General features: G+C 60.2%; 18 protein-coding genes and 1 pseudogene. 15 read left to right on the top strand and 4 right to left on the bottom strand.

Annotated elements, in window-relative coordinates; translation table 11 throughout:
• Positions 1 to 405: 405 nt before the first annotated feature.
• The 8 genes from ACYP2Q_RS02285 (at position 406) to ACYP2Q_RS02250 (ending at position 8707) form a co-directional block, all read left to right on the top strand.
• Positions 406 to 1548, top strand: coding sequence for an N-acetyltransferase (locus ACYP2Q_RS02285; protein ID WP_459728980.1), 1143 nt, complete (start codon positions 406 to 408; stop codon positions 1546 to 1548).
• On the top strand, positions 1532 to 2362 hold the full coding sequence (locus ACYP2Q_RS02280) for a nucleotidyltransferase family protein (protein WP_459728979.1): 831 nt from the start codon (positions 1532 to 1534) through the stop codon (positions 2360 to 2362). Before ACYP2Q_RS02285 ends, ACYP2Q_RS02280 begins: the two co-directional genes overlap by 17 nt.
• 72 nt (positions 2363 to 2434) lie before the next feature.
• On the top strand, positions 2435 to 3508 hold the full coding sequence (lptF, locus tag ACYP2Q_RS02275; RefSeq protein WP_459728978.1) for an LPS export ABC transporter permease LptF: 1074 nt from the start codon (positions 2435 to 2437) through the stop codon (positions 3506 to 3508).
• On the top strand, positions 3505 to 4587 hold the full coding sequence (lptG, locus tag ACYP2Q_RS02270) for an LPS export ABC transporter permease LptG (RefSeq protein ID WP_459728977.1): 1083 nt from the start codon (positions 3505 to 3507) through the stop codon (positions 4585 to 4587). Before lptF ends, lptG begins: the two co-directional genes overlap by 4 nt.
• Positions 4588 to 4663: 76 nt before the next feature.
• Positions 4664 to 5848: a CDP-alcohol phosphatidyltransferase family protein gene (locus ACYP2Q_RS02265; RefSeq protein ID WP_459728975.1), complete on the top strand. Its 1185-nt coding sequence runs from the start codon at positions 4664 to 4666 to the stop codon at positions 5846 to 5848.
• A 31-nt stretch (positions 5849 to 5879) separates the two neighbouring features.
• On the top strand, positions 5880 to 6818 hold the full coding sequence (locus ACYP2Q_RS02260) for a diacylglycerol/lipid kinase family protein (RefSeq protein ID WP_459728974.1): 939 nt from the start codon (positions 5880 to 5882) through the stop codon (positions 6816 to 6818).
• A 6-nt stretch (positions 6819 to 6824) separates the two neighbouring features.
• Positions 6825 to 7790 carry a hypothetical protein gene (locus ACYP2Q_RS02255; RefSeq protein WP_459728973.1) on the top strand — a complete coding sequence of 322 codons (966 nt, stop codon included), beginning with the start codon at positions 6825 to 6827 and terminating at the stop codon, positions 7788 to 7790.
• Positions 7791 to 7858: 68 nt separating this feature from the next.
• The gene (locus tag ACYP2Q_RS02250) at positions 7859 to 8707 is read left to right on the top strand and encodes a metallophosphoesterase family protein (protein ID WP_459728972.1); all 849 of its coding nucleotides are present in this window, start codon (positions 7859 to 7861) and stop codon (positions 8705 to 8707) included.
• On the opposite strand, the gene ACYP2Q_RS02245 is transcribed toward ACYP2Q_RS02250, so the two are convergent.
• On the bottom strand, positions 8683 to 9492 hold the full coding sequence (locus ACYP2Q_RS02245) for a phosphocholine cytidylyltransferase family protein (RefSeq protein WP_459728970.1): 810 nt from the start codon (positions 9490 to 9492) through the stop codon (positions 8683 to 8685). The two genes, ACYP2Q_RS02250 and ACYP2Q_RS02245, sit on opposite strands and share 25 nt — an antisense overlap.
• A gap of 92 nt (positions 9493 to 9584) precedes the next feature.
• Here ACYP2Q_RS02245 and ACYP2Q_RS02240 point away from each other — a divergent pair, with 92 nt between their 5' ends.
• Positions 9585 to 12065 (top strand): ELM1/GtrOC1 family putative glycosyltransferase, encoded by a 2481-nt coding sequence (locus tag ACYP2Q_RS02240; RefSeq protein ID WP_459728969.1) that lies wholly within the window; start codon positions 9585 to 9587, stop codon positions 12063 to 12065.
• A 47-nt stretch (positions 12066 to 12112) separates the two neighbouring features.
• Here the strand turns inward: ACYP2Q_RS02240 and ACYP2Q_RS02235 are convergent, their stop codons facing one another.
• Positions 12113 to 14005 carry a sigma-54-dependent Fis family transcriptional regulator gene (locus ACYP2Q_RS02235; protein ID WP_459728968.1) on the bottom strand — a complete coding sequence of 631 codons (1893 nt, stop codon included), beginning with the start codon at positions 14003 to 14005 and terminating at the stop codon, positions 12113 to 12115.
• A gap of 244 nt (positions 14006 to 14249) precedes the next feature.
• Between ACYP2Q_RS02235 and ACYP2Q_RS02230 the strand changes: the two genes are divergently transcribed.
• Positions 14250 to 16073, top strand: coding sequence for an NAD(P)/FAD-dependent oxidoreductase (locus ACYP2Q_RS02230; RefSeq protein ID WP_459728967.1), 1824 nt, complete (start codon positions 14250 to 14252; stop codon positions 16071 to 16073).
• Between the two features lie 150 nt (positions 16074 to 16223).
• Positions 16224 to 17183 carry an endonuclease gene (locus ACYP2Q_RS02225; RefSeq protein WP_459728966.1) on the top strand — a complete coding sequence of 320 codons (960 nt, stop codon included), beginning with the start codon at positions 16224 to 16226 and terminating at the stop codon, positions 17181 to 17183.
• A gap of 73 nt (positions 17184 to 17256) precedes the next feature.
• On the opposite strand, the gene ACYP2Q_RS02220 is transcribed toward ACYP2Q_RS02225, so the two are convergent.
• Positions 17257 to 17826, bottom strand: a complete 570-nt coding sequence (locus ACYP2Q_RS02220; protein WP_459729461.1) for a methyl-accepting chemotaxis protein — start codon at positions 17824 to 17826, stop codon at positions 17257 to 17259.
• Positions 17827 to 18575: 749 nt separating this feature from the next.
• Between ACYP2Q_RS02220 and ACYP2Q_RS02215 the strand changes: the two genes are divergently transcribed.
• The 4 genes and pseudogenes from ACYP2Q_RS02215 to ACYP2Q_RS02200 all read left to right on the top strand — a co-directional run bounded on the left by ACYP2Q_RS02215 (position 18576) and on the right by ACYP2Q_RS02200 (position 20795).
• Positions 18576 to 19268, top strand: coding sequence for a 3-oxoacid CoA-transferase subunit A (locus ACYP2Q_RS02215; RefSeq protein ID WP_459728965.1), 693 nt, complete (start codon positions 18576 to 18578; stop codon positions 19266 to 19268).
• An 8-nt stretch (positions 19269 to 19276) separates the two neighbouring features.
• Positions 19277 to 19918: a 3-oxoacid CoA-transferase subunit B gene (locus ACYP2Q_RS02210; protein ID WP_459728964.1), complete on the top strand. Its 642-nt coding sequence runs from the start codon at positions 19277 to 19279 to the stop codon at positions 19916 to 19918.
• Positions 19919 to 19995: 77 nt separating this feature from the next.
• Positions 19996 to 20241: pseudogene (repC, locus tag ACYP2Q_RS02205) on the top strand (replication protein C, IncQ-type); the annotation flags it as partial.
• Between the two features lie 50 nt (positions 20242 to 20291).
• Positions 20292 to 20795: a helix-turn-helix domain-containing protein gene (locus ACYP2Q_RS02200; RefSeq protein ID WP_459728963.1), complete on the top strand. Its 504-nt coding sequence runs from the start codon at positions 20292 to 20294 to the stop codon at positions 20793 to 20795.
• A gap of 44 nt (positions 20796 to 20839) precedes the next feature.
• On the opposite strand, the gene ACYP2Q_RS02195 is transcribed toward ACYP2Q_RS02200, so the two are convergent.
• Positions 20840 to 21460, bottom strand: a complete 621-nt coding sequence (locus ACYP2Q_RS02195) for a hypothetical protein (protein WP_459728962.1) — start codon at positions 21458 to 21460, stop codon at positions 20840 to 20842.
• Positions 21461 to 21471: the final 11 nt, after the last annotated feature.

Raw genomic sequence — 21471 nt, 5'->3', positions numbered from 1 at the left:
CCATTTAGCCCATGTAAGGATAAGTCAAATAGCGGGTTAATCAGCAACGCCAGTAAAACACGTGCCGTTTTACTGCCCTCAAATCCGTTTCATGGAGTCCAGGCCCCGGAAATATCCGGCTCGGCCTTTTCAGTTATTTTACAAAGCCTCACGCAATACTAATCGGCATCTGGGTGATCGCAAATTTTTTCCCGGGTGAGCGACGACCGGCGAGTATCGCATCGTTATAGCACTCCGTTCTCAAACGAGACATTGGTCGCAAAGATGCACGGTTTATTAGCGCTTAATAACGCTCCAGCACCAATATTTTCAGCGGCCGCGCCCTTCGCCAATACTTCAGCTACGCTCTCCCAGGTACCGAAAATTGGATGCTAGTTCAACTGCAACGGACTTTTGTGGCCAACGATGATCGATAAGAAGTTACCCATCATTACGCGACCCGTCCTCACACGCTTGGAGCTCAAGACATTCATCAGTTTCCCCGGCACCCTGTATCGCAACGATCCTTGCTGGATCGAGCCGATCCATTACGAGCGCCATGAACTGCTTTCGGAAAAGAATCCGGCGTCCCCTCATCTGACATGGCAGGCGTGGCTGGCCTGGTCGGGAACTGAAGTCGTGGGGCGTATCACTGCACAGATCGACAGCCTTCACCGGCAATTGCACGGCCATGATTCGGGTCATTTCGGGATGCTCGAAGCCGTGGACGACCCCGCCGTATTCGACAGCCTGTTCGCGGCGGCAGAGGCCTGGCTGCGTGAACGAGGCGCTGCCTGCATCACAGGCCCCTTCAACCTGACCATCAACCAGGAAAGCGGACTGTTGGTGGAAGGGTTCGATCGTCCCCCGTCCGCCATGATGGGACACGGCCAGCGCTTTTATGACCAAAGGCTCGCCGACCTGGGCTACCGGCAAGCGAAGGATCTGCTCGCCTACTGGATGCGCACCGACCAATTGCACTTCCCACCGGCCTTGTCGGCGATGATGGCGCGTGAGCGAAAACGCGTGGTGATCCGGCCCCTGGACACCCGTCAGTTCCGGCGGGACATGGGAATTGTGCGGGAAATATTCAATGACGCCTGGAGCCGCAATTGGGGCTTCGTACCCTTCACCGAAGCCGAATTCTTCGAGCTCGGCAGCCAGTTGAGGCTGCTGGTCCCCAAGGACCTGTTGTACATCGCCGAAGTCGACGGCGACCCCTGCGCGTTTATCGTGGCCATACCCAACATCAACGAAGCCATCGCCTCCCTCAAGGGGCGCTTGCTGCCCTTTGGCTGGCTGCGACTGCTGTGGCGGCTGTATGTCAAGGGCACCCGTACTGCACGCGTGCCCTTGATGGGTGTCAAGCAGGCCTACCAGTTCAGCCGATTGGGACCCACACTCGCCTTGCTGTTGATCGAAGCGCTCAAGCCGCCCTTCGTCAAGCGCGGCATAGAAGCCCTGGAAATGTCCTGGATCCTGGAATCGAATGCGGTCATGCGCAAGATTCTCGACCAGATCGGTGCCACCGCCTACAAACGCTACCGAATTTATGAAAAGCGAATTTGAGCCCGGACCGTTCACCGCTCTGGTCCTGGCCGCAGACAGGGGCCCGGCCGATCCCGTTGCCGCCATGGCCGGGACGGGCTGCAAGGCACTGGTGCCAGTAGCAGGTGTACCCATGGTCCGTCGCGTCATCGAGGCGCTGGAGGCCAGTGACCGGATCGATCGAATCGTACTGGTGGGCCCTGCGCGACATTTACTTGCGCAAGATGCCTCGATGACGCAACTGCTGGACACCGCCAGAGTCAGTTGGCTGCAACCCGCCAACTCCCCCAGTGCCAGTGCGGCGCGGGCGCTCGAGCGTCAACCCGCAGACAGGCCAGTGTTGGTGACGACGGCGGATCATGCGCTGCTCTGCCGGGAGATGGTCGACTATTTTCTTCAGCAAGCGACTGCAGGCGGCCATGACTTTGTGGTGGCGGTGACACCGCTGGATACGGTTCTGGCGGGTTTTCCAGGAACCCGCCGCACCAGCATTCGGCTTCGCGGCGGCCCGTATTGCGGCAGCAACCTGTTTGCCTTCATGACTGAGGACGCTCGACGCCTCGCCAGCTACTGGCAACGGGTCGAACAGGATCGCAAGCACCCCCGGCGGGTCATCGCCGGCGCGCTGGGCCTGGGGGGAGTACTGCGCTATCTGTTGGGGCGGTTAACCCTGGAACAGGCGCTGCAACAGCTTTCCGGCAGGTTGGGAGTCAGTCTCGGCGCGGTGATCATGCCCTTCGCGGAGGCCGCCATCGATGTCGATTCGCCGCTGGATTATCAAATGGTGGAGAGGTTTCATGCCCAGAGAAATCAATCGATACCGAGCGATACCTGATGTATCTGGACGGCAGCAATGCCCGATCGCGCGAGCGCGGTGCGGGCTCGGCGAAAGCCCAGGGCCCGGGACATGTTCCTGATCGAACGCTACGTGATCGCCGAGATCCGGCGGCCGGTAATGGTGATGGTCAGCATCCTGGTGTTCATCTTTGCCAGCTATTGCGCAGAACGGTATCTCTCTGACGCCGTCGAGGGAACGCTCGCTTTGCAGTCAGTGCTGCAGATGGTGTTCTACAAGGTACTGATTGCCCTCGAAATGCTGGTGCCTGTGGCGTTATATGCCTCGGTGACCCTGGCGGTTGGACGGCTGTGCCATGATTGCGAAATCATTGCGATAGCGGCCTCGGGTGCAAGCCCGCTGCGGATCTATCGGGCCGTCCTGCTGCTGGCCATCCCGATCTCGCTGGCGGTGGCAGTGCTTTCGCTCTACGGGCGCCCCTGGGCGTATACGCAGGCCTATGTACTGGAACAGCAATCGCGAACAGACCTGGACGTCAATCATCTGCAAGCGCAACGGTTCAACCTGAACAACGAAAACGGCAGGATGATCCTGGCAGAACGGATCGACCGCACTGATGGCCGGCTCCACGATGTGCTGATCTATGATCCGGGTGACTCGAGATCCCGGGTGTTTCGCGCCGGGCAAGCCCGCATCCTCGATCCAGATCCGAACGATCCGATCGTGGAGCTGACGCAAGGCCATTCCTATTTGCTCAAGCACAGCACTTCACGGGACATTTCGGAAACGTTTGAGCATATGCGGCTGCACTTGCTACCCATCGAACGGGCCGCCGAGGGTAAGCGCAAGGCGGCTTCCAACGAAGTGCTGAAGGCCTCCAGCGCGCCCCTGGACAAGGCCGAATTGCAATGGCGCCAGACGCGGGGTGTCAGCGCGACGGTGCTTGCATTGCTCGCCATCCCGTTGAGCCGCACCCGGCCCAGGCAGGGACGATTCGCTACCCTGCTGCCCGTGACCGCCGTCTTCGCCCTGATCTACTACGCAGCGGACATCTGCAAGACGATGGTGGGCAACAACACCCTGCCCCTGTTTCCGGGCTTGTGGACAGTACCGCTGCTGATGAGCCTGGCCCTGCTGATTTTCCTGGTGCGCGATCTGGCACACTTTCGGTTCGGCTACCGATGAAAATCCTCGACCGCTACATTGCCCGTCATGTGTTCTTCGGTTTCGCGGCGGCGGCCGCGCTGCTGCTACCGCTGTTCACCACCCTCGACCTGGTGGGTGAACTTGACGACGTGACGCCTGGCGGATACCGGTTGAGCCAGGCCATCGAAGTCGTATTCATGACCCTGCCACGCCGTGTTGTCGAGCTTGGACCCTTTATTGCCCTGCTGGGTGGCATTGCCGCACTGGGTCAATTGTCAGCCACCCGGGAACTGACGGTCATGCGCGCCACCGGGCTGTCGATTGCCCGGATCGGGTTCACGGCGACACTGGCCGGGCTCGCGTTGGCGCTGGCATGGGCGGCGCTGGATGAATGGGTGGCCTCTCCCCTGCAGCAAGATGGCCTGGAACTGCGCAACGAGGCCATGGCCGCCGGCGCGCAGGCCAGCAACGATCAGGGCAGCGTATGGGCTCGAGAGGAGGATCAGATCGTACGTATTGGCAATCTTGCGCACAAACGGTTGCCGGTCAATATTGAAATATTCAGGTTCGACAATGACCGTTCACTGGTTTCCTACATCTTCGCAGAGACGGCGGACATACAGGACGCTGGCCAATGGCGTTTGAACAACGTCCAGGTAAAAAAGTGGGACCAGGGCATTCAAACCACGCAACAACTCGATCACATGCCTTGGCACTCGATTTTTGGCGGAGCACGATTGGGCGACATCACGCTGCCAACCGAAAGCCTGTCGGCTCGCCAGCTCTACCGTTACATCGCGTACCTCAAGGGCTCGGGCCAGCCCTCGGCACAATATGAAATGGCAATGTGGCAAAAGCTCGGGCGACCGATCCTGACCCTGGCGATGATCCTGTTCGCCGTCCCGTTCGCCTTTGCCCAACCGCGTTCGCCCAACCTGGGGGCGCGGTTGGCTTTGGGTGCGCTCGTCGGGTTAATGGTCTATGTAAGTAACCAGATCATCGTCAACCTCGGTCTACTGCTGAAGATGAACACCCTGATCACTACGTTGGGGCCGGCACTGGCCTTGCTCGCAGTGGCTATTGTGATGGTGGGATACCTGGACCGGGGCAATCGTTGAAACCGGTCTTGCTATTCAACGGACAGGGCGTTGCCGCCCGCTCCTTCGATCAACGTGATTCGGCGCAGGCGCAAAAATGAAGACTCCCGTATACCTGATCTGTAGCAGCCCGGTGCGGCTGTGGGGCCTGACTTCCAGGGAGCGATTGGGCCGCATGCTTGCAAAGCATCCCAACGCCCATCTCTGCGATGCGGACGATCCGTTGCCGGCACAAGGCGAGGTCGTCCTGTTGCGCGAGGATTACCTTTACGATGACCGCGTGCTCCGCGGGCTGATGGCAACGCCTGATGTCGCTCTACAGGATCCACGGACCGGCACCATCGTCGCAGCCCATGCCAGTGTCGACCGGCTCGCACACTTGCCCAGCCTGGACAGTGACGCCGTAGCCGGACTGCGCAAAGTGGTTCCCGGCACCGTGGCGACCGCGATGCAGACTCAACTGCGCAAATTCGATCCGCCGTGGGTCGCGCCTATCACCGACGCCAATCAGGCGCATCTTGAGAAGTCCCTGTTCAACGGTTCCTACAAAGGCGTCACCGACTTCATCACTCGAGCGGTCTGGCCTGTCCCGGCTCGCTGGGCCACCGTCTGGTGCGTGCGGCTGGGGCTCAGTCCCAATCAGGTCACGGCGGCCAGCTATGTCCTGGCCATCCTGGCAGGCATTCTGTTCTGGCATGGGCATTTCGGCGCGGGCCTGGTAGCCGGCTGGCTGATGACGTTCCTGGATACGGTGGATGGCAAGCTGGCACGCGTGACCGTGACCTCCACTCGCTTCGGCAACATTTTCGACCATGGCCTGGACCTGATTCACCCGCCGCTCTGGTATATCGCGTGGGGAATGGGCTATGAGGCGACGTGGGACTCGGACATACCCCTCGATCCCGTGCTCTGGGCCATTTGCCTGGGCTATGTCGCAGGTCGGCTGTGCGAGCTGGCGTTCAAGTTTGCCGCGCCTTTTTCGCTGTTTCTCTGGCGCCCGTTCGACTCACTCAACAGGCTGGTCACCGCGCGGCGTAATCCCAACTTGCTCATCCTGACCTGCCTATGGGCGCTGGACGCCCATGACACGGGGTTGATCTGGGTGGCCGTCTGGACGTGCTTCTCGACGCTGGTGCTGGGGGTTCGCTCGGTGTCCGCCATTGTCTTGAAATACCGAGGGCACCCGCCACAGCCCTGGCTCAGCCGAATTGACATGAGCGCCGAACATGACCGTTTGATCGTGCGAATGTTCGCGCCCCGCTCGGGCCTCAACGATGCATGACGCCTGCCCGCGGCCACGGAAAGTCGGGATCGTGCTCAATCCTTGCAGCGGAACCATTCGGCGCGCCTTGCCCAGGTTCCGCCTGCTCGCCCGCAACGTTCCCGGCGCGGCAGTGCTCGAAGCGACCGCCCCGCAGGAGATCGCCGACGCGGTGCGCCACTTCCAGCTCAGGGAAAGCGACCTGCTGGTCATCCTCGGTGGCGACGGAACCCTGCAAGCCGCCCTCTCCATTCTGCTGAGCCGCGAACCGGCAAGCGTGCCCACCATTCTGGTGGTCCCGGGGGGTACCACCAACATGAGCGCGATCGATCTGGGCCCGCGCCTGAGCGTCGAAAAGGCCCTGGCGGGCTTGTCCGCCTGGCTTGCCGGCAATGCCGTCACGCCAACCATCGTCTCGCGCGCCGCGCTTCGGGTTGATGGCCCGCTGGACCACGGGCCGCGATTCGGGATGTTCTTCGGCGTTGGCGCGGTTGTGAACGGCGTGCGCTATTACCATCGGGAGCTGCGGCCCAAGCGCGTACCCGGGGCGCTGGGACCGTCGCTGGCGTTCGGCCGAATGCTGCTTTCAGCGCTGCACACCTTGCCACACGATCTGTTCAGGGCATTGCCTGCTCGCCTGGGCACCCATCGCGGTGCCTGGGAAGGCGACTGGCTGGTGGTGTTTGCCACGACCCTGAACAGGCTCCTGGCCGGGATGAGACCTTACTGGGGCACCGAACAGGCGCCCATTCATCTCACCGCCATCAGGCATCGGCCCAAGCGTCTGGCCTTCATCCTGCCGTTCCTGCTCTGGGGGCGGGCCAACTCGATGATCAAGGAGCAGGATGGTTACTTCAGCCACAACTTCACCCGGATGGACCTCGACGGTGCTGAGGAGTACGTGCTGGACGGTGAAATTTTTCCAGCACAGGGCACGATCACGCTAGCCGCCACGGACCCGATCCGCTTCATGACCTTTCAGGACACTTGAGATTCGATGCGCGCCCTTGATTCCATGCCGCCCCCCGCGGACTTGCTTGAACAGGTCAGGGAGCAATGCACGCAACCGATGCCCGGCGAGCTGGACGGGATTGTCCAGGCATTGCACACACGCCTGGGCGATGCACTGGTGGCGCTGCTGGTCTATGGTTCATGCCTGCGTAGCGGCGATCTCACCGATGGCATGATCGACTTTTATGCGCTGGTCGATGACTATGCTCACGCGCATCACAAGCGCTTGCAGCAGCTGGCCAACGCCTGGCTGCCGCCCACCGTGATCCTTGTCAGGGCTGCCGCGCCCGATGGCCAGATACTCCATGCCAAATGCGCCATCCTCTCGCTGCAGGACTTCGAAGCGGGCACCGGTTCGTGGTTTCAAAGCTACCTCTGGGCCCGGTTCGCCCAGCCGTGTCGGCTCGTTTATTTCAAGGACGCCGATACACAGGCGCGAATCCATTTCGCACTGGCCCAAGCCGTGATGACGCTGATGGGGCGCTGCGTCGCCAGTCTACCGGATCGATTCGACAGCTTTTCCCTATGGGAAAGAGCACTGTCGCTGAGCTACGCAGCCGAGCTGCGTCCCGAGTCAGCCGATCGCCCCGGGCAACTCGTCAGGCACGACCAGGCCTATTATTCACGCATCACCCGCGCCGCCGCGCCTGCCGTGAAGCACCTGGCAGCCTGTGCGGACGAAGAGGATGGTTATCGCAACCTTTGCCCGGCCGCAACGCGACGAGGTAACGAGCGACAGTGGAGAGTCAGGCGAGTCCAGGGAAGAACGTTGAACGTAGCGCGGCTGGTCAAATCGTTTTTCACCTTCGAAAACGGCGTCGACTATCTCATCTGGAAGCTGGAGCGCCACTTGGGTGAGCCCATCGAGGTGACTCATCGATTGCGCCGTTTCCCGCTGGTCTTTGCCTGGCCATTGCTCTGGCGCCTGTTGAAAAGCCGCCGGCTACGCTGATGACGATGCTCCTCGCCAACGCGAACAACAGAGGCAACCCATGAATAGAGGCAGGATTTCCAGCAACGATGACCAGACTTCTGCATATTTCCGATACGCATTTCGGCACAGAACAGCTCCCCGTCATGCAAGCGTTCGAAACGCACGTCAAGGCCCATGGCGCCGATCTGGTGGTTTTTTCAGGGGACATCACGCAACGCGCCAGACGTGAGCAGTTCGCTTCGGCGCAGGCCTTCATCAAGCGCATCAAGGACTATGGCGTACCGCAAGTCCTGTCGATTCCCGGCAACCACGATATCCCCCTGTACAACCTGCTCGCGCGCCTGTTCTCACCCTACGGGAATTATCACCGGTACATCGACGGCAATCTCGCACCCATTTTCGAGAATGACGATGCATTGATCATCGGCTTGAACACCACCCACCCTGCCCGCCGCAAGGACGGCAAGGTCACTGCCCGGCAAGTCGAGGAAGTGGCTGAGCGGCTGCAGAAATGCGATCCGCAAAAACTGCGCATCGTCGTTGCTCATCAACCGTTCGGCTCGATCGTCGCTTCCGACCGGCGCAATCTGCAGATCGGTGCAAGGGCTGCACTGCAGCGCTGGGCCTCGTCAGGGCTCGACCTGGTGATGGGAGGGCATATTCATCTTCCCTACGTGCAGGCGCTCAGCAAGCAATATGCCGGACTGTCCAGGGAAATCTGGGGGGTGCAGGCGGGAACGACCCTGTCATCACGAATTCGCGGCAATGCCCCCAATTCGTTCAATCGACTCAATCTGGACAAACGAACAAGGCAAGTCACCGTCGAGCGCTGGGAATATTCTTTCGCCCGTGCCGCCTTTGAGCGCAGCGCCGAATTTCATTGCGACTGTTTGCTGTCTGCGTCCCCGCGTCAGGACCCTGGTTTCTCGCCCTGAGCAAGGGGGAGCTCTGTGCCAAGCGTGCGGTCTGCCCAAGGCCTGACCAGTGCCTGCGCTGCCCTGAGGTCGGCAGGATAGTCCAACTCCACCCAGCCCAACCCTTCGATTGTCTGTGCGAACACCTGTCCGGTAGTCCCTGCCAGGTAATCGATGATGCTCAAGTACCACATTTGCAAGGCTTCGGGACGGCGCATGCTTTCTTCCAGCGCACTTCGAAACAGCGGTCCTCCCCCTGTCTGAAAATGCATCATGCCAATAGATTCCCCGTCGACATAATCGAGTGGAATCAGTTTGCTGATGGCGCTGATTCGATCACCGGTGAGCTGGACTTTCATATCGTCGCTGTCGTAAGCCGGTTTCCTGTCGACCGCGAGTGTAATTGCCCTGGCAGGCGCATCAAGCAGTCGCTCCAGGACTGGCTGGTCGAATAACGTATCGCCATTTAGCAGGATGAAATCGTCATGCATGATTTGGCGAGCCATCCAGCAACTGGCCAGATTATCCGCAACTTCAAAGAACGGGTTGTAAATCGTAGAAATGACGCCGGGCCCGTAGCGCTCGTTCAACACCCGTTCGACCTGCTCTGCACCATAGCCGATCACCACGGTGATCCGACTTATCCCGGCGGCCATCAGGGCATCGATCTGCCATTCTATGACCCGCTGCCCACCGACCTCGATCAGGCACTTGGGGGAGTTCGTCGTATAGGGAAGTAGCCGTCGTCCTTGCCCGGCGCTTAACAGAATTGCAGTTGTACGGGTGCGTTGTTCGAATAGACCCATCTTCCCGGGCTCCTATTTAAGGATTTGAACTTGCAGGACCCTGCGATCATTTAAAGACTCGCTGGGTAGACTAGAACAATCCATTCGCTCAGTTGAATCTTTCGACACCCGCCCATCGCCTCGATTCAAAAAAGCACCGTACGCAAACTTTATCCTCGACTTCTCGTATTTGGCTCTATGCTGTGGAGATTGATTTTTCCGAGGAAATGCTCATGCGCTTGGAGGGTTCAGCGCAGTCATCCCCAGGTATCGATACCTGCGACCCCGTCGTCTCAGGGGACACAGGGGACCCACTTGCGATACCGCGCATCGAGCCGATAGTCCTGGCCGCCCGAGCCGGGGCACCGCAGGCGCCCGCCGTGCGCATATTCCTGGGTACCGAACCTGCGCAATACCGCGCCGAGCGCATGTTTGTCTATGCGCTGGCGCAAGTGCGCAACCCGGACCGCCGCTATGAGATTTACCGGATGACGGGACTGCCCGGATTCGCCCAGGCGGGCTGGCGTACCGGTTTCACCAATTATCGCTTCGCTATCCCGGACCTGGCGGGGCGCCACGGTCGCGCCCTGTATAACGACGTCGATCAGCTCTATACCGCCGACCCGGCTCCTCTGTTCGACCAACCGATGGGCGAGCACGGTTACCTGGCGCTTGCGCCCAGGGAAACGGCCGTCATGCTCATCGACTGCGAGCGGATGCAATGCTGCTGGAACATGAAAGCAGCCACCACGACCAGCAAAAAAAAGCTGCATGCGCTGGCAGCCGAAATACCGGGCTGCTTTGGAATACTGGATGCCATCTGGCACGCACGGGATCTGGAATACAAACACGGCGAATCCCGTTTGCTGCATTACACAACCCTGCATCTACAGCCCTGGAGACCCCTTCCCGCCCAATACAGTTATCAGATCCATCCCTTCGCAGAAATTTTCCTCAGCCTTGAGGAAGCGGCAGACGCCAGCGGGTATGAGCTCTACTCGGCAGCACAGCCCAGTCCTCAGTTCGTCCACGCCATTCGTGAAGTCCCCACGCAGCCGGCGCTTATCCCGCAAGATGTCCAGCTGCTCAGTCGTAAGCTGCAGTGTGCGAAGCTCGGGCTGATCGGGCCATGGCAACAAATGCAGGCACTCGGCCCGGCGGTCAGGCAGTTCGATATCGACCAGCTTCGCCAGGTCGATTTACCCCCTCAGGATTTTATCGCGGCCCAAGGTCTTGAAAAGCTGGCTGCGCAAGACTTGCCCTGGGTCATCGATCGCCTGTTCAGTATGGCCACCCGCTTGCTCTACATTCAGGCCAGGCTCAGTGGCGATGGTTCGATGATCAGTTCTGTCAGCGGCTGGCGCCGACTCCTGCGGCGCATCGCGCGGCGCTACCCGGATCGTTGCTGGCAGCTCGACTGCGAGGATGAAAAGGGTCGCACGCAGCGCTTCGTCGCTGACTATGCGTTGCGGCTCAAGACGGCTGATAGCCCCAGGGTCTGGGTGCTGCTGAGCAAACATGCAGGCGACAACGCACAGCTGATTGCCATGGCCGACGCGCTGGGCTGGCCCTACGAATGCAAACGTATAACCGTCCCACCCCGCCCTTATCTGCTCGACGCCCTGCTGGGCACCCGGTTGCCCAGGCGGCCAGTACCGGGCCTGGGCGCGCCCTGGCCAGAGCTGGTCTTGAGTGCGGGACGGCGTTGCGCCCAGGTTGCCCAATGGATCAAGCATCGCTCCGGGGGCAAGACGCAACTGGCCCATGTGGGCCGAGCCCAGGTCCCGTTGTGGCGCTTCGACCTGGTGCTGTCGACTCCGCAATACGGGCTTGCCCTGGCGGACAACGTCGTGGACCTCCCTGCCCCGTACATGAACCCGCGCACGCTGGATCAGGCGCAACTGCAGCTATGGCGACAACGCTTCGCTTCACTGCCTCGCCCCTGGATCGCCGTCCTCGTGGGAGCGAGTGCCTCACCCTATTGCATGGACGCGGATGCTGAGATTCGCCTGGGCCGTGAAGCCAATGCTGCGGTCAAGGCCCTGGGTGGTTCGATTCTGTTATCGACCAGTCCGCGCTCTTCTGCAACGACCACCGATACGTTGCTGTCGGCCATTGACGTTCCATGCTGGTCGTATCGATTCGGTGAGACGCAGGACAATCCTTATCCTGCGTTCCTCGCGCTGGCGGATGGCTTTATCGTCACCGGCGACAGCCTTTCAATGCTGACAGAGGCCTGCATGACCGGGCGTCCGGTGGCGGTATTTCCGCTGCCCATCCAACGCAAGGGCAAAGCCCGGCTTCGCCACGCACTGGAACAACGACTGGGAGTCATCGACCGGACAACGGGCGTACGTGGCACGCCCAAGCAGCAGGAGGGCTTCAGCAGACTCTATTTCAAACTCGTGTCGGGCGGATTGATAAGGCGGGAAAGACAATTCGAGCAAGCGCATATCGCACTGGGCGTGATGCCCTTGTCAGAAGGGGGCATGCAGCCGCCGAGCCTTTCTCCACAATTGCTGAAAAGCGCCCGCGAACGCGCCATCAACGCCATTCGCGGCTTGATAATCGGCGACCATCCGTCAAGTTCTTGATGGAGAGCAATGGCGTATCGATAGGGTCAGCGGGGCTCCCTGAACATTCAACCAGGTCGTGAAATCCCGTGCTGCCGCAGTTTGCGATAGAGCGTATTGCGGCTGATTCCCAGGCGGGCGGCAACATGGGCGATATGCCAGTGCTGCGCCTCGATCAACGTAAGCAGCGTCTGCCGTTCGGATAATCCAAGCGGATTTTCGGCCAGCGCGGCGGCTGGCGCTACCGGCAGCAGCTCTGCCAGGTCGTCCAGCGTGACACGTCCCTCCAACGCCAACGCTACCAGTGTGCGCAGACACGTACGCAGCTGCCGGACATTGCCTGGCCAAGGCTGCGCCAGCAAGCGCTCTCTGACACCCGCTTCCAGCCGAACTCTGACCCCTGCTGCCTCCTCGCGCAGCAGCAGGTCGAGCAAACGGCCCTTGTCAGAACGCTCACGCAACGGCGGGAGCTGCACGGCGAACCCGGCAATGCGATAAAACAGATCTTCGCGAAAACGCCCTTCGGCCACACAGGCGTGCAGATCCTGGTGGCTGGCACTGATAAGGCGTACGTCGAGCGCACGGGCCGTCGCGCCGCCCAGCGGCACCACCTGACGTTCTTCCAGCACGCGCAGCAGGCGAGTCTGTAATGCCAATGGCATATCGCCGATCTCATCGAGAAACAGAATGCCGCCATGGGCCTGCTCCAGCTTTCCGATCATCCCGTCCTTGCGCGCGCCGGTGAAGCTGCCGCCGCGATAGCCGAACAGCTCGCTCTCGATCAGCGTTTCCGGAATGGCCGCGCAATTGATCGCCACAAAAGGCTTGCTCGCCCTGGCGCTGGCGCGATGCAGCGCCGCCGCAAAAGCTTCTTTGCCGGTACCGGTTTCGCCCTGCAGAAACACCGGGACGTCACGCTCCAGAACACGCAATGCGCGAGCAAAGCCGCGTTGCAGGCGCGGGTCTTCCAGGCACACATGCTCGTCGTTGATCCTGGGGGGGATTGCAGGCGCGACTGCAGGCACCTGGCGCAAAGGCTCGCGCAACTGTCCGTAGAGCGGGCGTCCGTCCATCAGACGCATTGGCCAACAGACACTCGGCTGAGCGCTGGCCTGACTCATCAGCTGATCGATGGGGGTTTGCAGCAGCATCGTCAGCGATTGCCCAACCACCTGGTCACGGTTGAGGCCCAGCAGATCCAGCGCAGCCTGATTGACTGAACAGATACGGGCACTCTCGTCGAAACTGACAAGACCTTCACCCAGCAGCCCAACGAAGCCTGCCTCAGGGTGCAAGCGCAGCAAGTATCGCTGCGGATCATGTCCCAGGAAAAAACTGCTCTCGATCAACTTGGCTGACAGATTGGTCAACGCCATGGCCTTGAAGTGTTGCGCAAGACTGTGTTCCTCCCGCACCGAGGAGAGGTTGAGCACGGCAAGCAACTCTCCCTTCGAATCGAATATCGGGCTGGCCGAACACGTCAGGCCGACGTGCTTGCCGCGAAAATGTTCATCACGACGGATGGTGACGTGCTGTCGCTCGACCAGGCAGGTGCCGACACCGTTGGTACCCTCGCAATCCTCGCTCCATACCGAACCGAGCCACAGTCCGGCACGCTGGAACTCGCCGCGTTCGGATTCGTTGAACACGCTGTCAATCGCCACGCCGCGCGCATCGGTGAGCAGCACCACGTGGCCGTCACGCCCCAGTTGCTGGTGCAAACTGCTCATCTGCCAGTGCGCCATGGACATGATGCTTTCCAGCGGCGCGCGGTGATCCTGCAGGCGTGGGTGCTCCACTACATTGGGCGCGCGGCGGCTGGCGGGATCGAGCTGATGCTGATCCAGGCAACGGCGCCAGGACCGTGTGATCGCCAGGTCAGTATGGCTGTGGCTGACGGGAGTGCCCTGCACGGCTTGGAGCACTTGTTGTGCATGGGCGTTGATCAAGGCCGGCTTCATTGTTCTTGTTCTCCGTTACGGTCAGGACACGGGGCTGCTCGAAGCTTATATGAAAAAATCCGACTGAGCGCTGTTTGCACCGAGTGACACTCTGTCATCCACGATTCCCAAAATCGTGACATGAATCCGCTCCAAAGCCTTGACAGTACTGCGCCAGCCGCTTTGAAACGGGGCTTTCACGAAGATGGCCCGGGCCTTGCTGAAGGGCAGTTGTTACCACAACAACAAGATCGGGAGAGGCTCCATGAACATCGCTGTCGAAACACCTCTGCAAACGCCAACTGCCCAGCTCGCGGCCTGGGTCGAAAACCTCGGCGAGCGTCTCGCCCAACGCGATCTGGACGGCGCGCTGGAACTGTTTGCGCAAGAGTGTCACTGGCGTGACCTGCTACTTTTCAGCTGGAACCTGGTGACCCTGGAAGGCAAGCCTGCCATCGGCGACATGCTCGAGACACGCCTGGACCAGACGCGTCCCGAGCAATGGAAACTCGAAGGTGAGGCGACGCTCGACAACGGTGTGCTCGAAGGCTGGATCAGCCTGCAAACCGGTGCCGCGCGAGGTAAAGGCTACGTGCGTCTGAAGGACGGCCTGTGCTGGACGCTGCTGACGACCATGCGCGAACTCAAGGGCTTTGAGGAGCCCAGTGGCCGGCGCCGTCCAATGGGCGCCAACCATGGCCACACCCATGCCGATAAACGCAACTGGCTGGAACGCCGTCGCGATGAAGAAGCATCGCTGGGCATCACCACCCAGCCTTACTGCCTGATCGTGGGCGGCGGCCAGGGTGGGCTGGGGCTCGCCGCGCGACTCAAGCGCATGGGCGTGCCAACCCTGATCGTCGACAAGGCCGAGCGTCCTGGCGATCAGTGGCGCGGTCGCTACAAGTCGCTGTGCCTGCACGACCCGGTCTGGTACGACCATATGCCTTACCTGCCCTTCCCCGATCACTGGCCGGTGTTCACGCCAAAAGACCAGATCGGCGACTGGCTGGAAATGTACAGCAAGGTCATGGAGCTCAATTACTGGGCGCGTACAGAATGTGTAAGCGCCAGCTTTGACGAGCACAGTGGCACCTGGAAGGTTGAAGTGCAGCGCGATGGCGAGCCTGTGACGTTACGGCCTGCCCAGTTGATCCTCGCCACCGGCATGTCTGGCGTCCCCAATGTTCCCGGTTACCCGGGTGCCGAGGTTTTCAACGGCCAGCAGCATCATTCCAGCCGCCATCCCGGTGGAGATGCCTGGCGCGGCAAGCGCGCGGTGGTCATCGGCGCGAACAATTCGGCCCACGATATCTGCGCCGACCTGGTGGAGAACGGCGCCGAGGTGACCATGGTGCAGCGCTCCAGCACCCACATCGTGCGTTCCGACAGCCTGATGGACCTGGTCTTCGGCGGGCTCTACTCCGAAGACGCCCTGGAGACGGGATTGACCACGGACAAGGCCGACATGCTGTTCGCCTCGATCCCCTACAAGGTCATGCCGAGCTTTCATCAACCCGTCTTTGACGCGATCAAGGAACGTGACAAGGACTTCTACGAGCGCCTGGCCAAGGCAGGTTTCATGCTCGATTTCGGTGACGACGAGTCAGGCCTGTTCATGAAATACGTACGTCGAGGTTCCGGTTACTACATCGACGTCGGTGCCAGCGAACTGATCGCCAATGGCACGATCAAGCTCAAAAGCGCGCCTGGCCTGGGTGTCGAACGCATCGAAGCGGATGCCGTCGTACTCAACGACGGCAGCCGGCTACCGGCAGACCTGATCGTCTACGCCACGGGCTATGGCTCGATGAATGGTTGGGCGGCGAAGCTGATTTCCCAGGAAGTCGCTGACAAGGTCGGTCGCTGCTGGGGCCTGGGCTCCGGCACTACCAATGATCCTGGTCCGTACGAGGGCGAACTGCGCAACATGTGGAAGCCGACACAGCAGCAAAACCTCTGGTTCCATGGCGGCAACCTGCATCAGTCACGGCATTATTCGCTGTACCTGGCGCTGCAGTTGAAAGCGCGTTTCGAAGGCATCGACACCAACGTCTATGGCCTTGCCAAGAGTCACCATACGGGCTGAGCCAAATGGCGCCCAGCCGTGGCTGGGCGCCTTTGCACACTGCCTTGGATGCAGCCCAAGCGTTCGAAGAAGTCGCGCTAGACGGGTTTGCATCATTCAGCGTGAAGCCCATGCGTATAATGCGCGCCCCAAAACTGCCAATGTTTACCCATGAAAAAGCTGTTTTCCGTAGTAGCGTTGACCCTCTCGGTCATTACTCCCGCCTTCGCCAACCCTCCCTCGACCTTTTCCGAAGCCAAGGTCATAGCCAAGCAGAAAATCTACCTCGACCAGGCGAACAGCTCCATGGGCGAGTTGTATTGCGGCTGCAAATGGACCTGGGTGGGTAAATCAGGTGGTCGTATCGATGCCCAGTCGTGTGGCCTCAAGGCCAGAAGCCAAGAGACTCGGGCCGAGCGTACTGAGTGGGAACACATCGTTCCAGCCTGGACGTTCGGTAACCAGCGCCAATGCTGGAAGAACGGTGGGCGCGAGCACTGTGTGGACGATGATCCGGTGTTTCGCGCAATGGAAGCGGACCTGTTCAACCTCTACCCCTCTGTTGGAGAAGTGAACGGCGACCGTAGCAATTTCAACTACGGCATGGCCACCGGGGTAGCGCCGCAGTATGGCCAATGCAAGACGCGGGTTGATTTCAACCAGCGTGCTGCAGAGCCGCGTGACGAAGTAAAAGGGCTGGTCGCAAGGACGACCTTCTACATGTTCGACAGATACAAACTGAACATGTCCGGTCAGCAGCAACAGCTACTGATGGCCTGGGACAAGCAGTACCCGGTTTCGCCTTGGGAGAAAGAGCGCGATCGGCGCATAACGGCAATCATGGGGCACTCCAATCCATTCGTAACGGGCGAACGTCGATGGTCGCAAGGGTATAAGGCGGTTGGTGAGGGTGTCGTCAGCGCCATTCCTGTAAACGCTCCACGGGCAGGCGCACAGCCAACCCTCGCGAGCGCCACCGGGATAGTCATCGGTAACCGCAAGAGTCAGGTGTATCACCTCTCGGCGGGTTGCCCTGGTTATGGCCAGGTGTCCGAGAAAAACCAGATTGCCTTCCCGTCAGAAGCCGAAGCTCGGGCGGCGGGGTATCGTAAAGCCGGCAACTGCAAGTAACGGGTGTCGCCTACCGGGACATTTACGCAGTACCCGGCTCAATAAAGCACCACGCCGAGCCGGGCCTCACGGGTTAAACATGCAGCGACCCAGGCAGCAACGCCTCCACCTGGGCCGCCAGCAGTCGCTGCCCGGCCAACCGCGACATCACTCGCTCGACGATCTCCATGCGTGCCACCGCCGCATCACGCAAACTCTGCATTGACTGCAGGGCCTCATCGGACTGCGCCAGGCCGTTGCGCGCGGACACGCTCAGGTCATCGATACCCCCACGGGCGTCATCGGCGGTACGCTCCAGGGTCTGGGCAATCTGATGGATCTGCGCACTGGACTCGGCGACACGCCTGGACAGGTTACGCACTTCATCGGCCACGACGGCAAAGCCACGACCATGCTCGCCCGCACGAGCGGCTTCGATAGCGGCATTGAGGGCCAGCAGGTTGGTTTGCCGGGCGATGTCCTGGATGCTGCCGACCAAGCCCCTGATCTGCACGGATTGGCCGCCCAGTTCGTCGAACGCTTGAGCAAGTTTTTCCAGGGACTGATCGAGCTCGCAGAAGATGGTGGCTGAGGTCTGGATGCTCTGCGCACTGGCATTGACCTTGCCGCCCGCTTCGCGGGCCAACTGGTTGGCAAAATGCATGTCTTTTTCGGTCTCACCGATTGCCAGGCTCAACTCGCCCACGTTATTGCGTAGAAGCGGATCAAGCGTTGGCGGCGCATGCCCGGACTTGCAGTCGGCTTCGACAGGGATCTGTACTGGCAGCCATTGGGTTTCCACCGGCACTTCGACACGGACCTCCACCCTCTCCACCTTTTCGAAGTGATAGAGCCAGCCTGCCGCGACCAGCGCTGGCAGGATGACCGCCAGACAGGTGTAAAGGTGCTCGGGATAAACGCCTGCAGCCAGGCAGGTCACTACCGCGCCCCCCTGGGTCAGAGCCGCCAGGTGAGTACGCTTCGTCAGTCTCGGCATCATGATTCCCCGGCCCGCATGCCTGTAAGGCGTGGCGGACTCGATTCGTTATTGTTATGGGTACACCCCGCGCCAGCCCGTAAGGACGGGCCGGGCAGGCATCGATAAATGCACCCGGGCCTGAAAAAGGCGCGAGGGCTCTTCATGCTAGCGGGTGGTCGAAAGCCCGGACTATCTGATTTGTGCAGACCTTTATCCGTTTTTTGAAACCCGCCATAGCCGCCAGCGGCTTGCTCGTTCAACGCCTCAACGCTGTGTCCGATAATCGATTTGTGTTCGTTAATCGCACGACATCGCCTTCCCGGGCACCCTCCTCGACCCATTGTTTGGCAACCTATGCACCATTGCATTAGCCGTGATTGACGCGGTTTTCCCTCGGATCATTCTGTTCAGCCGAATAAAAACAGGAGTACGCCTTGATCAATAAAACATTTGAATCCGTCGCTGCCGCACTGGACGGCATTGCCGATGGTTCGGTCATCATGGTCGGTGGCTTCGGCACTGCCGGGATGCCGTCGCAGTTGGTCGATGGCGTGATTGCTTCGGGCGCTCGCGACCTGACCATCATCAGCAACAATGCCGGTAACGGTGAAATCGGCCTGGCCGCATTGCTCAAGGCCGGGCGCGTTGCCAAGGTGATCTGCTCGTTTCCGCGCCAGTCCGATTCCTATGTATTCGACGAACTCTACCTGGCCGGAAAGGTGCAGCTTGAGGTCGTGCCGCAAGGCAACCTGGCTGAACGTATTCGTGCGGCAGGCTCTGGCATCGGTGCGTTCTATTCGCCGACCGGTTATGGCACGTTGCTGGCCGAAGGCAAGGAAACCCGGGTGATCGACGGTCGCAACTATGTGCTGGAAATGCCGTTGCACGCCGACGTTGCACTGATCAAGGCCGAAAAAGGCGATCGCTGGGGCAATCTCACCTATCGCAAAGCGGCGCGTAACTTTGGCCCGATCATGGCCATGGCAGCGAAAACCACCATCGCCCAGGTCAACCGGATCGTCGAGTTGGGAGAGCTGGACCCCGAACACATCATCACCCCGGGGATCTTCGTCCAGCGCGTGGTCGCCGTGCCGCGCGCCACTTACTCGAACGCCAACGTCAACTGAGGCCCGCCATGACTGTCATGAAAAAACTATCGCGTAGCGAAATGGCCCAACGTGTGGCCGACGATATTCTCGAAGGCTCCTACGTGAACCTGGGCATTGGCGTACCCACGCTGGTGGCCAACTACCTGGGTGACAAGGAAGTGTTCCTGCACAGTGAAAACGGTGTACTGGGCATGGGCCCGAGCCCTGCACCGGGTGAGGAAGACGACGACCTGATCAACGCAGGCAAACAGCACGTGACGCTGTTGCAAGGTGGCGCCTATTTCCACCACGCCGATTCGTTCTCGATGATGCGCGGCGGGCACATCGATATTGCCGTGCTGGGCGCCTTCCAGGTGTCGGTCAACGGCGACCTCGCCAACTGGCACACCGGTGCCGAAGGTTCCATCCCGGCCGTGGGTGGCGCGATGGACCTGGCGACAGGCGCACGCCAGGTGTTCGTCATGATGGATCACCTGACCAAGACCGGCGAAAGCAAATTGGTGCCGCAATGCACCTACCCGCTGACCGGCATTGGCTGCGTGACGCGGATTTATACCGACCTGGCTATCCTGGACGTCACTTCAGACGGCTTGAAGGTCCGGGAGATTGTCGCCGATATCAGCTTTGAGGATTTGCAAACGCTCAGTGGCGTTCCTTTGATTCGATAACAGATCGATTGCGCCGTTTGCAGCGGCGCAACTTTCCACCGTCATGATGTCGAAGCGCTGGTGGTTGCATCAACCCTTTGCCTTCGTCGGCACCCTCCCTACCGTTTTCAACCCGCTCTCCACCCTCCTCCCGGTCGTGGAAGATCCACCAGTACCTTTGCTGCTGGATTGATCCGATACAGGCCGCAAATGTAAGCCTGTCTCTGCGACTACGCTTGGCCCTATGTCGCCAACCACGCCAACCTCCTGGAACGATTAATAAAGGTCGCACCACAGCTCGCAGGTCATTACCTGCGCTAACGGCGATCGGCTGGACTCTGGACGAATACCCCAGGGAAACAGGGAGGTTTTGCAGGATGCACAGAGGAAGACAATGGAGATCAAAGTCAAAGCCGACGTGTCTGGGTTGCGGTGCGTGTGGGCCAGCCATGATCATCAGGGTGTTTGCTTCTGGGCACGTTCCAGGCCGAGTCCAGCCTCGATTTTGGCAACGACATGCGCCAGGCCGGCGCATGAATGGATCTATCAGACAGCTTGCAGGATGATCGAACAGAATCTGGCAGATACGTCGTTAAACGTATGTGCCGTCGCGCGATTGATCAATTGTTCACGCACCACTGTGTACCGCGCCTTTGCACAGCGCCGACAGACAGTGGCCGAAACAATTCGCATGCTTCGGCTCTTGCGTGCCAGCGAAATGTTGGCCGTACCGCCCTACAGCATTCCAATCGAAACGGTTGCATACCGTTGCGGCTTCGAGGAGGTCAGGACGTTCAACCGCTGCTTCAGCAAGGTCTTTGGCATGTCCGCCGGCCGCTACCGCCAGGCACGTATCGGCGAGCGTCTGAACGCGCTGCGCGAGCTTGATGATACGTGAGCGGGCCGTCGGCTTCGGAACCGGCGGCCTGCTCAACATCCGCGTCAAGGATGGGCGAGCAACCACCCCTCGTTAAACGCATATTTGCGCTCCTTGCCCGAAGTTATCTCCGGTGGCAATGGTGCAATGTAGACCTCGTTGTACTCGTACTTCTGCTGATCACCAACGGGCACCAGCCCGCCCCTGTACCAAAGGATATTGCGAGGCCCGTAGACCTTGATATCCAGCCCTGCCTGGAGCAAGTGAAAGCGCAAGTCATTGACGAAGCGGCTGATGGCGGCCGGTCCTGGTTGCTGCTTCTGCAGTGCCACACTGCACGCGGCCACCCAGATTTCCCGGGTGCCGGCTTCGCTGATACCCAGGTTCTGCAGCATGGTCGCGACCTGTTGACCGGTGTAGCCGTTGAACACCGTCGCGTTGCCGTGGGCATTGAGTACCAGTATCGACGAGTCACCGCTGTAGTCACGCAAGTGCTTTACTGGCTTTTGCTCAAGGGCATTGAGCATTTGCTGGATGGCATGGGGCTGGAACGACGCGTCCGGCGCGAACTCCTTCCACTTCTTCCAGGCGTAGAAGTGGCTGCGCAGCGCTTGCAGGCGGCCTGCGCGGGAAGCGTTTTCGTCGGTGGTGGCTGCACCTTTGGGTTTGCCGAAAAATAACATCATGATGAAACTCC

This window comes from Pseudomonas sp. MHK4 (assembly GCF_054600775.1).
This window is presented reverse-complemented; position numbering and strand designations above follow the sequence as displayed.